Origin of the sequence: Nitrosomonas sp. Nm51 (assembly GCF_900111165.1) — a bacterium.
GTDB lineage: Bacteria > Pseudomonadota > Gammaproteobacteria > Burkholderiales > Nitrosomonadaceae > Nitrosomonas.
In genome coordinates, this window is the sequence record NZ_FOGH01000053.1 from 1 (window position 1) to 17,213 (window position 17,213).

Genomic DNA, 17,213 nt, shown 5'->3' on the forward strand with positions numbered 1-17,213 from the left:
CGACATGATCGTGATTAATAGTTATTAAACAAAGTGTTATTATATATCAGCTTGATACACTTCTGGGATCATTTGAATCTGACAAAGTAGAATTAGGCCCTAATCTAACCGGACCAGTATGACACCAGTGAATATCAAAATCAGACCAAAGACTTTCTGTAAGCTGACAGCTTTTATTTCCATTCCAAATAAGCCGAATTGATCGATAAAAATAGAGCCGAAAAGCTGACCCGCGATGATACAGACAATGAACGCCGCCATGCCAAGGATTGGTGCAATGATGATACTGCTGGTGACAAATACAGCACCGGCAACGCCGCCGATAATAATCCACCATGGAAGTACTGCGAGTTGATTTAGGCTTTTTCCGTTGTCATTGTATAGCCACAGCATCAACATCAATATACAACTGATGAACAAAGATATAGTTGCAGCCAGCAACGGACTTTCAAGCATTCTGGCCATTGACGCATTGATTGGCGGTTGAAAGGATATCAGTACACCCACAACCAGCGCAACAACGACATAAACAGTATTACTCATAAACAGCGGTGATGTATTGTGTGTGAATGCTGACAATGGGCATATCAGCATTTAGTAAGGATTCGCCGCATTAACCGTCAGCAAATTCGCATAAAGAAAATATCTTGCAGCCCAGCTGTTCCAGGCGCGACCGTCCACCTGCATCCGGCAGATCAATTACAAAGCAGCACTCGATCACTTCGCCACCCATTTCCCTGATTAATCTGACAGCTGCTTCGGCAGTACCCCCGGTTGCAATTAAATCATCAACAAGCAGAATACGGTCACCTGACTGAACAGCATCGACATGGATTTCAATCCGGTCGCTGCCGTATTCCAGCTGGTAATCGCGACCGGCGGTTTGGGCAGGAAGCTTGTTTTGTTTGCGGATAGGCACGAAGCCAGTTTCGAGTTGATATGCCACAGGTGCGCCAATGATAAAGCCGCGAGACTCTATTCCAACAACTTTGCCAATTTGCTGTGACTGATACCGCTTGACAATCTCCTGTATCGTTGTGCGCAGACCAACTGGATCTTTTAGCAGTGTCGTAATATCGCGAAACATAATCCCTTGACGGGGATAATGCGGTACAGTGCGTATACGGGATTTGATCGGCATCGATAGAAAAAAGAAAAATGAAAATAAAATGCCTTATTTAAGGAGTCGTTCATAAATAACTGTAACACCTGGATCGCATCTGGCGGGCACACTGCGGCGTTGTTCGTCGTCGCCATAGCTTGGTGACTCATCCTCCCGCCTTGCATTGCATCCCGCCAGACGCGCCCAATTGTTACACTTGTTTATTCGCGGCTCCTAAGGCTGCGAGCAAATAACGCATCAATAAAAACGGCTCCAACCTGCCGGAAGGAGCCGTTTGAGCCAATCATTAAATCAATATACAGTTAGTACAAGTATACTGCTTAGTGATCCATGGCTGCTTCAGCGTCGAAGCTGTCAGGGGCTTTGACTTGCGTCATCATGTCGTCATCCCATTCGCCTTCTACGTTCATGTGCAATGCGGCACCCATCAACACAGCTTCAATCAGGTTATGACTGAGATAGACATACAAGCCTGGTTGATGGAATTCATACGCTGCAGCAACTGCGGAACCTGCCGGCACAAACCATGTTTCCTGGCTGGTCAGCGGCGTATCACTGAATGAGCCGCCTACCCAATACAGATCGGCGTGACCGCCAATCAAATGCGGATATGAAGGACGGTTCGCCTGCGAATGGATAAACAGTACTTTTTCGCCTACTTTGGCCGACAATGCGTTATCACCGGTAATCGCGCCCACAGCGCCGTTGAATACAACATGTGTTGGAATCAGGCCTTTAGACAGCTCAAGCATTTCGTGCATGCCGGCAGCTGGAGAGTCGTATTTTTTGAAGTTGCCTTTATCGTCTTGCGGCAGATAGTAGTCCTGCTCGCCGATATAGTATGCGCGGTCATAGCGATATGGTTTGCCTTCAGCATCTTTCAGGCCGTCACGTGGCAGTACCATAACCGCACCGTTCATGCCGGAAATAACGTGGAATGGAATCATCGTTCCACCCGGCGCACAGTGATAAACGAATACGCCTGGTTTGACCGCTTTCCAGCGCAATACGACTTCTTCACCTGGCTGAACCAACGTTAAGCCGGCGCCGCCCAGCGCACCTGTTGAAGCGTGAAAGTCCACATTATGTGCCAGTGTGCTTTCTTTTGGATTAACCAGGGTAAGCTCAACATAATCGCCTTCGTGTACAACGATCAGCGGGGCAGGTACAGAACCGTTAAATGTCAGCGCCCAAACATTTGCGCCGGGTGCAACCTCCATGAGTACTTCTTTTGTTTCCAAGCGGACTTCTACGACTCTTGGCCCGCCTTTAACAACCTGATCGTGCTTGGGAACCGCTGGCGGCGGCACCAGTTCCTGTTTGACACGCGGCAACTTTGAGATGTCTGTCGCGGCTACGGCAGCCTGTGTAGCGGCAAAACAAAGTAATCCCAGTCCAATAGCAGCTTGAACAGCTTTAATCATATCTCCCTCCATAAATGATAAATTTTGCGTTTTTACGTACGCCTTCTTATCTGCCCATGCATCAATTTCGACAATTACAGGTATCTCTGAATCGGATACACAGACATCTGCCCTTTTCCGAAAGAGCAAAGGGCTGTCGCAGACTATACACTTTCATGGTGAGGCTGTCCATGTCTGAACGCGCGATATTAATACAAAAAATCCTTAAAAAAGGGCATGTTGTCAGTAGGGTTACTCGGGTTTTGTGGAAGAGTTCGGTTTGAGATTTTCCAGCTTTGAATGCAGCAAATTGATCATGTGAATTGCTTTATCCCTGCATTAACCGAATTTCCGCTGCAGCCAGGTTTTCCTGCGTTCCCCTAAGTACAACAACATCACCGGCTTCAAGCCGGGTTTCATCAGAAGGAAGCAAACCTCTGATATTCCGTCTTCTGACAGCAGTTACCTCTACGGATAATCCTGACAGATCGAGTTCACCGAGTGTTTTGTTGACAGACGCTGCGCCTGGCACGATCGTAATCGTTAACAGACGGGGCAGCAAGCGTTCATGGCCTTCGTCGCTTTCATCTGTGGTGCCGAAATAAAAGCCGCGAAAAAGGCTGTAACGCTGTTCACGTGTCTGCCGGATACGCCGCAGAATGTGTCTGGCTGAAACATCCATGAACATCAACGCGTGTGAGGCCAGCATTAAACTGCCTTCAAGAATTTCGGCTACTACTTCAGTGGCGCCGGCTTCTTTTAACAAATCAATGTCAGAGTCGTCGTGCGTTCGGACAACAACAGCAAGTTCGGGCCTTAACATGCGGACGTGGTTTAGAATCTTGAGTGCAGAAACCGTATCTGCATAACTGACAACCAATACCTTTGCACGCAGTATGCCGGCAGCCACCAAGACTTCCTTACGTGCTGCATCGCCATAGACAACGGCTTCTCCGGCCATTTTGGCTTCATGGATCCGGCGCGGATCGAGATCCAGTGCTATAAAGGGCACAGATTCCTGTTCCAGTATACGGGATAGATTCTGTCCGCTTCTACCATAACCGCAAATAATGACATGGTTTTGCTCCGCTATTGTCTGGGCAGCGATGAAAGTAATTTCCATTGCCCGTTGCATCCACTCGGACGTATAAAAGCGTTGTACGATGCGCTCGCTGTATTCAATCATGAAAGGCGCAATAAACATTGAAAGCACCATTGCGGCCAGAATGGGCTGCAGTATGATGTTCTCTACCAGACCATTCATGGTGGCTTGCGCGAGTAATACAAATCCAAATTCGCCTCCCTGCGCCAGATTCATTCCGGTACGTAACGAGACATTGAATTCTGCGCCAAACAAACGAGACAAACCGGTAATCAAGATAATTTTTATAATGATCAGACTTGCGAGAATAACAACAACCCACAGAAAATTGTCGATCACCACACGAACATCCAGCAACATGCCGATCGTGACAAAAAACAGCCCCAGCAGGATATCGCGAAATGGTTTGATATCGTCTTCGACCTGATAACGATATTCGGTTTCAGAAATCAGCATACCTGCTAGAAAAGCGCCGAGCGCCAGCGACAATCCCGCCATTCCTGTCAGCCAGGCCAGTCCCAGCGTGATCAGTAACACATTTAAAACAAACAGCTCGGATGATTTTTGATGTGCAACAAGATGGAACCAGGGACGCATGAGCCGTTGCCCGAAAAATAATATAAGAGCCAGCACGGCCAGTACTTTCAGCACGGCTATTGTTAGCATGGCCCCGTAATTAACCGATTCACTGTCGACTGATATTGCCAGCGCGGGAATGATAATTAACAACGGGATGACAGCGAGGTCCTGAAACAGCAACACACCGATTACTTGCCGGCCATGTGATGAATTTAATTCTAGCCGCTCAGATAGCATTTTGATGACAATGGCTGTTGAAGACATTGCCAGCGCTCCGCCTATAGCAAGTCCAACGCGCCAATCCAAATTGAGTAGCCAGGTGATCGACATAACGATTAAAATGCTAATGACAACTTGCGACGTGCCGAATCCAAAAACAATACGTTTCATTGTGACCAGCTTGGGCAGACTGAACTCAAGGCCGATACTAAACATCAGGAAAACCACACCAAATTCCGCGAGATGGCGCGTCTCTTCATTGTCGGGTATCCAGCCCAGAGCGTGCGGACCGATGAGAACGCCGGAAAGTAAATATCCCAGCATGGGTGGCAAGCGCAGCAGTCTAAAAATGACTACCGCCATGACCGCAGTCGACAATAAAATCAGTACGGGTAATAGTGAGTCTGTCATGAATGGTAACTTGATGAAATGGCGTGTGGCGGTACTGACGCTCTGCTGGTAAGCAGCCTGACGAATCGTCCAGAAACGGCCTGAGTCGATATCATATCAAAAAAGTAACTGTTGCTATCCAGTGAAAAATATTCTGGCAATAGAACGGCTATCTGAACGACTATTTCCTGCAAGGTGCCTTGCCATGTGCGCTGGCAAGCACGCTGAACCCGGCAATCAATAACTAAGACTAAGAAGCCGCGAATAAATAAGTGTTACAGTTATTTATTCGCGGCTCCTAATATTTCTTTAAATGCTACCCATCAAAAGGATGAGTCACGCTATGATGATTCTAGGATCATCGAAGCAGCAGCAAAGCGTCGCTACAAGACAAAGAGCGTTCTCTTTTGGAATACATGTTTGAGAAGATATTGCATAGCATGCGACCAGCCGCGACGGCGCATATGAAAAACAAGGCATCATACGTCCGGTCGGAACGATGAATCGAAACCCTGGTGCCAGCTGTCAGATTTATGCGAGGTCAAGCGACCCTTTCATCACAAACGCCCGCTGGCTTTCAGCCGTCGCCTGACCATCCAGCGATAAAGCGATGACAATATGGGCCGAATTACCGGCAAACCTATCAACCATGCCAACGGTTTGAGCCGTGGCACGCGATTCATTAACAGGATATAGGCATCGAGCTCAGAATAGACATGCTGATTTTCCGCACGCACATGCAACTCTGTTTTCGCTTTGCGCGGATCAATACCGATGCTTCGCAACTGATCGTCCTGACCGGTAATATCAAACCAGTCTATCTCTGCACTTGCTTCTCCGGACATTTTTTCATAGTCTTCGCGGTCTTTAATACAGCTTGGACAAGCCCCGTCATAATACACAGTGATTTTTTTCTCGGTCTGATCCATTCTCATTTCCCAGATAAAAAAACGGCAGATCAACGCATTGTAGCTGAATCTGATTATTTGTACATCACTGCGCTCCACCGCGAATACAAATCTCTTTTCGCTCAGTTTAATGAGATTTTCTTAGGGGTCCGTCATGTGCCATGTTCAATTCTGTTTGTTTTTCGGGCAAAAGGATCAAGTTTTGTGCTGCAGGATATGCCAAAACATATGTATGCAACAGAATGTGCAAAAATCGTAGCCGTCACAACTACACAGTTATATAATCATGTCTAACCAGACACATTAAAAATCCAAACGTGCTTTGATATATTCAAAAGTTAGCCAAATATCCAATGACTGCCGGTAACGCCGCATCCGACTCGGGTAATTCCCTGCCTCAACCACCGCATAAGCCATCAGACGCTAACCCGATTGATGCGCCAGACTCCGTCGCAGAAGTCGCACAAACGCTGCAAGAGACATTGATACACATCTGGAAAAATTTTCTGGAGCATACACCCTATCTGCTTGCGGGTATTCTGGTGTTAATTCTGACCTGGATTATAGCCAATTTGTTTTCCAGACTTGGAAGCCGGTTATTTAATTTTCAAAGACTGAGAAGATCTCTGAGAGACCTGATCATACGACTGATTATTATCGGTATCTGGATTGGCGGTTTACTGCTGGCTGCAATGTTTTGGTTTCCAGGGCTGACACCGACAACCGCATTAGGCGGTTTAGGTATCGTATCCATTGCCATCGGGTTCGCTTTTCAGGATATTTTTGAAAATTTTTTCGCAGGAATACTTTTATTGTGGCGCTTTCCATTCGAAAACGGAGATTTTATCGAATGCCAGGACATAACCGGCAGAGTTGAAGCGGTTAATATCCGCATGACGCAAATACGCCTGACAACAGGCGAGCTGGTGCTGGTGCCGAATTCCACATTATTCAAAAATCCGGTTACTGTACTTACAAACAAACCTTACAGACGTGTCACGATAATTGCCGGCATAGCCTATGATGAAAATGTATCCAGAGCGGTTCAGGTCATCGAACAAGCCGTCAAAAAATGCCGCACTGTAGCGTTGTCAGAACCGGTAGAGATTTTCCCACAGGCCTTTGGCGCCAGCAGCATTGATATAGAAGTGGCCTGGTGGACTGACAACAAACCCGTTGATACCCGCCGCTCACGCGGCGAGATCGTCACCGCCGTCAAACAAGCGCTGGACGAAGCCGGTATCGAAATTCCTTTCCCCTACCGCACGCTTACATTTAAAGAACCGTTGGCTGTCCACACTCACGATACGATAAAACAGGACTCTTCCAGATAATTGCTATATTCACGCAAAGAGCCGGACCGTTCGCAGCGTTTCAGTAAAACCCGTAGTGTTGAGCTGAATAACTGCGAAATCTTTCGTTGGCAATGGAACAGGCGTCCAATCAATATTGGAATCCGGGCACCATTTCCAACGCGTTATCTGTGATGTTCAGGATTATTTTTTCTTCGTTTTCGTTTACATTCAATTCACCGTAAGGCGCTGCGACCAGTTTGTCACTGATCCCACTCACACCGCTGGTTAGAATGACCGCGTATACAACATTGTGGCTGTTGTTAACAATCAAATCATGAATCACACCCAGCAGATTATCATTTTTTCCGAACACCTTTAAACCGATAATTTTACTTGTGGCAATCGTGTTATCGAACCTGCCAGCATCCGCGTCGCTCAGTTTGAACGCAGGTTCCTGTTGCAATGCTTGTAGCGATACATTCAATGCGAGTACTTTTTCCGTGTCTGTCGGTTGTTTAATGATACGCTGACGATCAAATGGTACAGCAACCTGTTTATCGCTTTCCACACCGTACACGCCGCCCACATAGATCACCGCATATGCAACTGCGCTATTTTTGTCGATCAACAAATCATTTACCGTTCCAATTTTTTTCCGGTTTTTATCGATAACTTCGATGCCGGTTATTTGCTTGACACTCGTGTCGCGGCCGGAAGTATAATCCCCTCCTCCAAGATCAATTTCCGACCCGACTACTGCATTTGAGGAAAGAAAATACATTAGCAATACTAATCCAATTACTAAATTCAACCTGTTATGAAAAAAATTACGAGTCATTTCTAACTCCTTGTTTATGATGATTGTTGGTGAAACCCGAGTATTAGAACAACCGACACTGCGGCTTCTCAAAAAATGGAGGAACCAGGAAGCTGGCAGCACGAAATAAAACAATTGAAATAAGCGTTGATAAAACACCAGGTACTGCGCCAGGCAGCCGTTAAATACTTATGCCAATTTACATAGATTTGATTATCGGCAAAACCGCTATTATGACCGTTACTATCATTCTTCAAAAACTAACGCATTTGGTTTTGCACCGAGCGTTTTCAAAGCATCTGTAATTGACTCCATAAAACCACCGGGGCCGCACAGATAAAAATGCTGATCGAAATTGTTGATATGTTCTTTCAGATAGTCCTTGTCGATCATGGAATTATCATAACCGGGCGCACTGTTCTCAGTACAAGTCAACAAACAACGGTCGCCCAGCAGAAAGCGGAATTCCTTTTCCGAAATGATGTCGGCAGGTGTTTTATTAGAAAAAATCAACGTCTGTCCATTCAATTCATCATTTCGCGCCAGATTCCGCAAAATAGCAATAAACGGGGTGATGCCCGCACCGCCCGCAATAAATACACCCGGTCCTTTATACTGAATGGTACCGAACGGTTTGCTGATCCTCAGCAAAGCACCAGCCTCCAGTTTATGGAGCATTTGGGTTACACCCTGGTGATCCGGATACTGTTTGATGACAAATTCAAGCACACCATCATCAGTCAGCGATGTTGGCGTGAAAGGTCTCGCTTCGTCTTTCCATTGACCTTGATCAATGGCAATTTCCACCGCCTGACCTGGCGTGCAGTTAAATTTCTCCGGTTTCTCCAGAATAAAGCGTTTTACATCATGAGTTACAAACTCACTCATGAGCAGTTGAGCAGAAAATTCCATGACTATCGTTTCCTCTCTGATCAATGATTCAGACAAATTCAGATAAAAACCCGGCTTATCTCAATAGCAATCAACCTCTCTCTTCCAGACTGCCATTATTTCATAGAAAACCTGATGAAAATTTTAACTTCCAAAGGCTGCCTGAACCAAAGGCTGCCTGAACCACATAATGCGCCAGAAATTGACTTGACGAAAAACACCGTTGAAAAATATTTTCAAGGCAAGATTTAGCAGTTACAAGCAAAACCAGCGTCTATACAAAAAGATAAATACTATATGCCTGTTGTTGGCTGTTCTAAAACTGTAATGTAACATTGATAACTTCTCAAGCTTGTTAAAGAAAAGAAAATATTCAGGAAGCAGACTGCGCCCTATTTGCTTGAGTATAAATAGGGCGCAAAAGAACAATAAAATATCAGTTAGTATCCGCCTTTAATCTCATCTACCTGATCATCGATGGCCTCGCCCGCGGCCTCTGCATTATCTTCAGTTTCTTCGATAACATCATCAACCGCGTCCATACTGCTTTCCACATTTTCATCAATCTTTTCGCCTGCCTTCTCAGCGGGCCCTTGTTCCGCACAACCTGTTATGAAAAAAAATACACAAATTAAGGACAACAACATATGATTTCTAGGCATGAATCGACTCCTGTAGATTAAAAAGTAGCAGGCTGTTGAAAAACCATCTTCGATGATGTGCCTTACTTATCCAGGGAGTACAACAACACCAATTATTTTCCAACACGCCTGCCGGATGGATAAAAAATAGTCTCACATTCAGCACGATGCGACATTAACTTATGTTAATACGAACAAACCATTTTTCTTGACGTGCGGCGCCTGTTTCAACCTTGCCCTACTCTTCAGTACCATAACTCACACACCAATATAAATTATTACTGCCGCGGCGTAAAAAAAGCGCTGATTGAGCATCAATTCCCAGGGTATTCGCTAGCCTGCTTCCCCTGCATGAGCACAACTTCATGAATTCATTTTAATAATTTACAGGAAATGAGTGGAAATTCCGGTAGGGGCGGGAGCGGGTATGGTTATAGTCAGGCCATTGATTATAACCAAAACACACAACCACTGGGGGTGCAAAATGCGCATACAGAAGGTTGGACTGGGTTGAAGCTGACATATAAAGCACAAGGATCTGAAAACAGCCACGGGCCGTAGCGGTATGACCATAGAATCCATTTACGATTGGAGGAATTACTGTTGAAATACTAGCAACGGACTTATGAAGAGCTGACTTTTCATTTGATGGACTCCGCGCTCGCTCATTAAAATCGCTTAGTTAGGGTGTTCGGTTTTACTTGACCATAGTCAGCCAAAGTCCGGAAGGCTCCTAGAACTCTCTGCAATACGCTGGCGCACTTTAAGGTCAATGCTATTAGCCGAGCGTATCGGGAAATGGGTTAAAAGCGGCGGAATGCACCTTAATTCAAGTCATCAAAAATTGACTGAAGACGCTATTATTTGTCTGGTGATTTGCATATGCGCGGATCTAGGGGCCTGTCGGATAGGACACAAAACGGAGCAAAAAATGGGATTTGGTATCGAGAAACTACATAAACCACATAAAATTCTCGATTTCATGTTTTGTTATGCTGTGTTTGTGGATTCATTAGCCCACTTCCGCAGTTTAAATTGCCAAAATCCGGCAGGCTCCTAGATTCAAAAATAATCTGCAATTACTGTATGTTTAATTGCTGTTTTCTCTAAATTTTTATGGTGTTCATACATTATGCCAACATTCCAATCCAGTCAATCCGGTTTGCCGGCGTCTTATTCAACATCTGATTCTGCAGCCAACATCGCTCTAGTTGATACGGCGGTAAACGATTATGAAAGATTGATTGAGCAGCTGGATCCCGGAACCGAGGTGGTTCTAATCAATGGTGGCGATGGGTTGGAGAGACTGGCTGAAAAACTCGATGGCCGGACTGATGTTGACAGTATTCACGTTTTTTCCCATGGCGCAGAAGGAAAGCTGTTACTGGGCGATATAGAACTGACAGCTGACAACATCGTCCGGTATGCGGAGGTTTTGGCTAAAATTGGTTCTGCTATGTCGCCGGATGGTGACGTTTTGCTCTATGGGTGTAGTCTCGCAACCGGTTCGGGTATTGATCTGCTCACTGCAATGACCCGTATGACTGGAGCCGATGTGGCTGCATCCGATGATTTGACAGGCGCGGGTGCGGGCGCGTTGCAGGGTGACTGGCAACTCGAGGTGGCTACAGGAGAAATCGAAGCAACGTTACCATTGACGAAAAATTTTATCGACTCTTACGGTAGCGTCCTGGCATTACCTGTTTCCGGAGACCAGACATCGAACTATGAAGGCCTGGGGCTGGCAGATACGGCGGTTATTGCCAATGGCACAGTGATTGATGATATATCTTACGACGGCTTCCGGTTCAACGGGTTTGGTGGAGAAACTGGTATTTATCCACATGAAGGATCCGTTACGAATGATGTAAACAACACTGACACGCGCGTCTACACCAGTGATTCATCAAATTTCAAATTGACCAGTATTGATTATGTGATTGATACGGCTGGAAATCCTGCTAACGCCTCATTAACTTTCTATGGGTTTCGCGATGGTGTTCAAGTCGAATCTCAAACTTTCAACGCGGCTGACACTTCCTCGGGAACATGGACGCTAAATTGGGGGTCCGTGGATGAAGCCAAATTTGTGGCGAACACCAATTGGATTTTTATGGATAATCTGCAGGCTAGCTCCGAAATAAGTCCTAATGCCACTCCTGCAATTTCCATCAATGATACTAATCTGGCATACACCGAAGGGAACGCCGGTATACAGTTCGATAGTGCCGGCACAGTCAGTGACGCTGACGGCGATGCCGAATGGAACGGCGGCAGTCTCTCTGCACAAATTACCGGCAATGCTGAAACCGGCGATCGGATCAGTATCGTCGACAGCGACGGTGACGGAACCGCCATTACCATCAGCGGCACCAATATTTTCGCCAATGGTACGGATATTGGCGATCTGGGTGCTTCTGGCGGCATCGTCACCGGCGGGACCAAGCTGATTGTTACCTTTGATGCCGACGCTACCAACGCCAGTGTTCAGGAAGTCTTGCAATCGATCCGCTATGACAGCACGACGGATGATCCGGGCTCGTTGAACCGAACAGTCACCTTTACGGCTATCGATAAAGAGGCCGCCAGTGCTTCCGATACCCGCACCATCGTGATGACTGCTGTCAATGACGAGCCTGCACTTACGGCCAATGCGAGCAATCCTGCCTTCACCGAAGGCGGCGCAGCGGTGAGTCTGTTCAGCGGCACCAACATCAATACCGTGGAATCCGGGCAGAACATTACCGGGCTAAGCTTCACCATCACCAACGTTACCAATGGCAGCAACGAACGCATCAATGTTGACGGCACCACTATTGTGCTGACTCATGGTACCAACGGCAGCACCGCCGGTAACAGCCTGAACTACAGCGTGATGGTCATCGGTACTACCGCCACGGTTACCATGACCGGCGGCAATCTGTCGGTTGCGGCAGCGGAAACGCTGATCGACAATATGTCGTACCAGAACAACAGCAACAGCCCGAGTACCAGCAACCGCGTGGTAACGCTGACCAGCATTCAGGATAGCGGCGGCACCGCCAACGGCGGCGACAATACGGGATCGCTGGCCGTCGCATCCACGGTGACCGTGGTTCAGAACAACGACGAGCCGACATTGACCGCCAACGGCAGCAACCCGGCCTTCACCGAGGGCGGCGCTGCAGGCAGCCTGTTCAGCGGCGCCAGCATCAGTACCATTGAAGCCGGCCAGACCATCAAAGGATTCACGCTCACAGTCAGCAACGTGGCCAACGGCATCAGCGAGGTCATCAACATCGACGGTACCGCTATCGTTCTTACCCATGGCACCAGCGGCAGTACTGCCGGTAGCAGTCTCGGTTACAGCGTCACGGTAGTGGGCACCACGGCAACAGTTTCGCTCACCGGCGGCACCATGTCCACGGCAGCGGCTCAAACGCTGATCGACAATATGTCGTACCAGAACAACAGCAACACGCCGAGCACCAGCAACCGCGTGGTAACACTGACCAGCATTCAGGATAACGGCGGCACCGCCAACGGCGGCGATGACACCGCCTCTATCGCCATTGCAAGCACCGTTACGGTTGCCGGTGTCAATGACGAACCCTCGCTCACCGCCAACGCGAGCAATCCTGCCTTCACCGAAAGCGGCGCAGCGGCGAGTCTGTTCAGCGGCACCAACATCAATACCGTGGAATCCGGGCAGAACATTACCGGGCTAAGCTTCACCATCACCAACGTTACCAATGGCAGCAACGAACGCATCAATGTTGACGGCACCACTATTGTGCTGACTCATGGTACCAACGGCAGCAGCGCCGGTAACAGCCTGAACTACAGCGTGATGGTCATCGGCACTACCGCCACGGTTACCATGACCGGTGGCAATCTGTCGGTTGCGGCAGCGGAAACGCTGATCGACAACATGAGTTACCAGAATAACAGCAACAGCCCGAGTACCAGCAACCGCGTGGTAACGCTGACCGGCATTCAGGATAGCGGCGGCACCGCCAACGGCGGCGACAATACGGGATCTCTGGCCGTCGCATCCACGGTGGCCGTGGTCCAGAACAACGACGAGCCGACATTGACCGCCAACGGCAGCAACCCGGCCTTCACCGAGGGCGGCGCTGCAGGTAGCCTGTTCAGCGGTGCTTCAGCTTCTACAGTCGAAAACGGACAAACACTGTCAGCATTAACGCTCACGATAACCAATGTCAGTGACGGTTCTAATGAAATACTCAATACAGACGGGACGGCGATTGAACTCACGCACGGAACATCAGGCACTACCGCCACCAACGGCCTGAGCTACAGCGTGACTGTAACCGGCTCTACAGCCACCGTGAATCTTGCAGGCGGAACACTGCCAGTTGCGGCTGCGCAGACCCTGATCGACGGCATCAGCTACCAGAACAACAGCAATACTCCAGATACCAGTGACCGGGTCGTGACTATCACCAGCCTAACCGACAGTGGCGGTACGGCTAACGGCGGCAACGATACGGCCGCACTGTCGGTCGCTTCTACTGTCACAATCTCAGGAGTTAATGACGAACCCACGTTAACTGCTGCAGGTTCCAATCCAATTTTTACCGAAGGAGGCGCTGCAGCCAGCCTGTTCAACGGCGCTTCAGCTTCTACAGCCGAAGATGGACAAACACTGTCAGCATTAACACTCACGATAACGAATGTCAGTGACGGTTCTAATGAAATACTCAATACAGACGGGACGGCGATTGAACTCACGCACGGAACATCAGGTACTACCTCCACCAACGGCCTGAGCTACAGCGTGACTGTAACCGGCTCTACAGCCACCGTGAATCTTGCAGGCGGAACACTGCCAGTTGCGGCTGCGCAGACCCTGATCGACGGCATCAGCTACCAGAACAACAGCAATACTCCAGATACCAGCGACCGGGTCGTGACTATCACCAGTCTAACCGACAGTGGCGGTACGGCTAACGGCGGCAACGATACGGCCGTGCTGGCAATCGGCTCTACAATAACCATCGTCGTAAATCCAAAAATAGTATCTGCAGCCTATAATGCCGATACTGGCACTCTGGTTGTTACAGGTACTAATATCCAGGTTCATGGTGCTGGAGCCGATATTGACGTTTCAGCATTGACCTTTACCGGAGAAGGTGGTTCGGCTTATACCTTGACTGACTCGTCAGACGTTGAACTGGATTCAGCGACGCAATTTACAGTTATACTCAGCGCTACGGACAAAGCGGCGATCAACCAAATTGTCAACAAAAACGGCATTGAGTCTGTTGACAGCACCACCTATAATCTGGCGGCAGCAGATGATTGGAATAAAGGGGTTACTGACAGCGACACATCTGATTTGACCAGCAATGGCATCACTGTCGGTAACGTTCCCGTCCCCGCCATCACGTCAGCTACATATAATGCCAGTACAGGTGCTCTGATTGTAACCGGGGCTGATTTTAAAAATGCCAGCGGTACTGCAAATGATGTTATCGCCAGCAAATTTACCATTACGGGCGAAGGCGGCGAAACATATACGTTGACCAATACGGCCAATGTAGACATCGCTTCAGGCACTTTATTTGCGTTAGTCCTAAGCGCAACCGATAAAGCTGCAGTCAATCAAATTATCAATAAAGATGGCACCTCATCAACCGGTGGTGTTACTTACAATTTGGCCGCTGCGGAAGATTGGGCAGCCGGCGCTGATACTGCAATCAATGTCGTTGACGCGACAAGCAATACCGTTTTCGTTAACGCAACAGGTAATGGCACTACCGTACCGGCAGTAACACCACCATCCGGCGGCGGCACACCAACTACGCCAGATACATCAGAATCGAGCACAGAAACATCTGATGGCGTCACCATAGGCGCTCAGACCGAAACAGACGGATCAACTACGTTGACTGTTCCGATCGTTGATAGTACACGTGTAGACGACCCGGGTTCCGAAAATGCAACACATGCGGACATTTCCATTCTGACCAGTTTTTCTGGTGATCCTATCCTGACCATAGGTCTGCCTACTGGCATAGGAGTTTCTGTCAACGGTCAGTCTGAATCAATGGATACACAGAATGCCATCAACGACTTAGTCAACCGTATTGAGCAAGTAAACGTCAACGATGCCAGTGTATTATCGGAAATGACCGTTCACAACCGGAATTTTATCGCTTCATTAGCAGAAACCGATAAAGTTTATGTACATACCGTTTCATTATCGTCTGACAGTAACCGGAACTCGGATTTGCCCGTGATTATCAACGGTTCCAGTTTATCGAATGATGGTTTGCAGGCGCTAATCGTCGACGCTTCCGACATGCCGTCAGGCACCATCATGCAACTCGACAATGTAGCGTTTGCAGCCATTATCGGCGCCGTGCGCATCATGGGTGGCGTTGGAGAAAATGTCGTAGTTGGCGACAATCAGGATCAGTTCATCGTATTAGGGCCGGACGACGACATACTATTTGGCGGCGACGGTAACGACACTATCGGTAGCCTGGGTGGTGACGATCAGACGACAGGAGATGCCGGCAATGATATCGTTTATGGCGGAGCCGGACACGATATGCTCACGGGCGGAAGCGGCAACGACGAACTTAATGGTGGACTCGGATTCGATACTGCCATCCAGCCGGGTGAACTATCGGATTATCTGATCACAGTCAACAATAACCAAGTAACACTCGCACATCAAAACGGTGAAACCGATACGCTGAGCGATGTTGAATTGGTACAGTTTGAAACCGGCCAAAATCTAGCGATCGCGCATTCTGTTCCGGAAGCTGCCGCACATCATCTGGTCAAAACCTGGTTAGGAAGGGATTTAACAATTGCCGAAGGCCACGCAGTACAAAACTGGAAAGACGCTGATCTCAATAGCGTTGCCAGGGCATTTCAGAATTTACCGGAGGCTATTGATCTTAAAGATAAAACAATCGATGAACTGCTTGCAGGTCTGGATAGTAATCCAGACATTGTTCAACTGGACGTTGTTCGTGACCTCAATGGCGGGAGCGCAAACGATCAAGGCTACTTGCCACTGGGATTAGCACTTAGAGTCGATGGCGGCAGAGGACATGATGTGCTGCGAATGACAGGCAATCGTAATGATGTTCACCTGAACCAGATTGACGACACGATAGAAATTACGCATCTGGAGGACGGCACCATGCTGAGTCTCAAAAACGCCGAAATGATCGCGTTTGACAGCGGAGAGAACATATTGCTAGCGCATAGCTCAGTTGAAGGTGTTCTCGGTCGTTTATTCCAGACTTTCTTTGATCGTGATGCCACCACTGAAGAATGGCAACTGGGTCGCGAAGCATTAGCCGATGATGTCAAACCTGAAATCATACTGGATTGGTTCCAGGACAATTCTAATTTAAGCACCCTGTCAGATACGGATTACATTCAGACACTTTACCAACAGGCACTTAACAGACAAGCAAACGATATTGAACTTGAACAGCATTTGTCACAACTCGGAAATGGTGACATGACACGTGAATGGCTCGCAGTGGAAATCTCTAACAACAATGAGTCAATTACGACTATCGGCAATATATTGCTTGTGGATGGGGTTTAATTATATTAGCTCAGAGCCAAGGGATACCGGCGGACTATGAATATTACACCAATACGCTGGATTTTGACCTGTAATTATGACGCCTGTTGGTTTTCATGGATTCCAGAGAAAGCACAGCTTATACCCGCGGATCCACTTGCTGGTTTTTAATTTGCCCTATCCTGAATTGAACCTATTTTCCTCAGTTAGATCTACAAAAATTAGCTCAAACGTAGTAGTGTCAAGGTTTTCGGACTAAAGACAGGAGTCACCCAATGGGTGAAATG

10 protein-coding genes are annotated in these 17,213 nt (G+C 47.9%); 2 read left to right on the top strand and 8 right to left on the bottom strand.

Features of this window, described 5'->3' with window-relative positions; translation table 11 throughout:
• Positions 1-99 precede the first annotated feature (99 nt).
• The 5 genes from BMY60_RS12855 to BMY60_RS12875 all read right to left on the bottom strand — a co-directional run bounded on the left by BMY60_RS12855 (position 100) and on the right by BMY60_RS12875 (position 5,745).
• On the bottom strand, positions 100-543 hold the full coding sequence (locus tag BMY60_RS12855; protein WP_177166676.1) for a DMT family transporter: 444 nt from the start codon (positions 541-543) through the stop codon (positions 100-102).
• Between the two features lie 70 nt (positions 544-613).
• Positions 614-1,141 carry an adenine phosphoribosyltransferase gene (locus BMY60_RS12860; RefSeq protein WP_090334163.1) on the bottom strand — a complete coding sequence of 176 codons (528 nt, stop codon included), beginning with the start codon at positions 1,139-1,141 and terminating at the stop codon, positions 614-616.
• Between the two features lie 302 nt (positions 1,142-1,443).
• Positions 1,444-2,547 carry a copper-containing nitrite reductase gene (gene nirK, locus BMY60_RS12865; RefSeq protein WP_090334175.1) on the bottom strand — a complete coding sequence of 368 codons (1,104 nt, stop codon included), beginning with the start codon at positions 2,545-2,547 and terminating at the stop codon, positions 1,444-1,446.
• 307 nt (positions 2,548-2,854) lie between these two features.
• Positions 2,855-4,837, bottom strand: coding sequence for a monovalent cation:proton antiporter family protein (locus BMY60_RS12870; protein ID WP_090334164.1), 1,983 nt, complete (start codon positions 4,835-4,837; stop codon positions 2,855-2,857).
• 536 nt (positions 4,838-5,373) lie between these two features.
• Complete coding sequence (locus BMY60_RS12875) at positions 5,374-5,745, bottom strand: thiol-disulfide oxidoreductase DCC family protein (RefSeq protein WP_090334176.1); 372 nt, start codon at positions 5,743-5,745, stop codon at positions 5,374-5,376.
• A gap of 332 nt (positions 5,746-6,077) precedes the next feature.
• Between BMY60_RS12875 and BMY60_RS12880 the strand changes: the two genes are divergently transcribed.
• Positions 6,078-7,058, top strand: a complete 981-nt coding sequence (locus BMY60_RS12880) for a mechanosensitive ion channel family protein (protein WP_090334165.1) — start codon at positions 6,078-6,080, stop codon at positions 7,056-7,058.
• Between the two features lie 109 nt (positions 7,059-7,167).
• Here BMY60_RS12880 and BMY60_RS12885 read toward each other — a convergent pair whose 3' ends face one another.
• The 3 genes from BMY60_RS12885 to BMY60_RS12895 form a co-directional block, all read right to left on the bottom strand.
• On the bottom strand, positions 7,168-7,857 hold the full coding sequence (locus tag BMY60_RS12885; protein WP_090334167.1) for a PRC-barrel domain-containing protein: 690 nt from the start codon (positions 7,855-7,857) through the stop codon (positions 7,168-7,170).
• A gap of 225 nt (positions 7,858-8,082) precedes the next feature.
• Complete coding sequence (locus BMY60_RS12890) at positions 8,083-8,748, bottom strand: FAD-binding oxidoreductase (protein ID WP_090334168.1); 666 nt, start codon at positions 8,746-8,748, stop codon at positions 8,083-8,085.
• 419 nt (positions 8,749-9,167) lie between these two features.
• Positions 9,168-9,389, bottom strand: a complete 222-nt coding sequence (locus tag BMY60_RS12895; protein WP_143057447.1) for a hypothetical protein — start codon at positions 9,387-9,389, stop codon at positions 9,168-9,170.
• Between the two features lie 1,111 nt (positions 9,390-10,500).
• On the opposite strand from BMY60_RS12895, the gene BMY60_RS12905 reads away from it, so the two are divergent.
• Complete coding sequence (locus BMY60_RS12905; protein ID WP_090334173.1) at positions 10,501-16,947, top strand: DUF4347 domain-containing protein; 6,447 nt, start codon at positions 10,501-10,503, stop codon at positions 16,945-16,947.
• Positions 16,948-17,213: the final 266 nt, after the last annotated feature.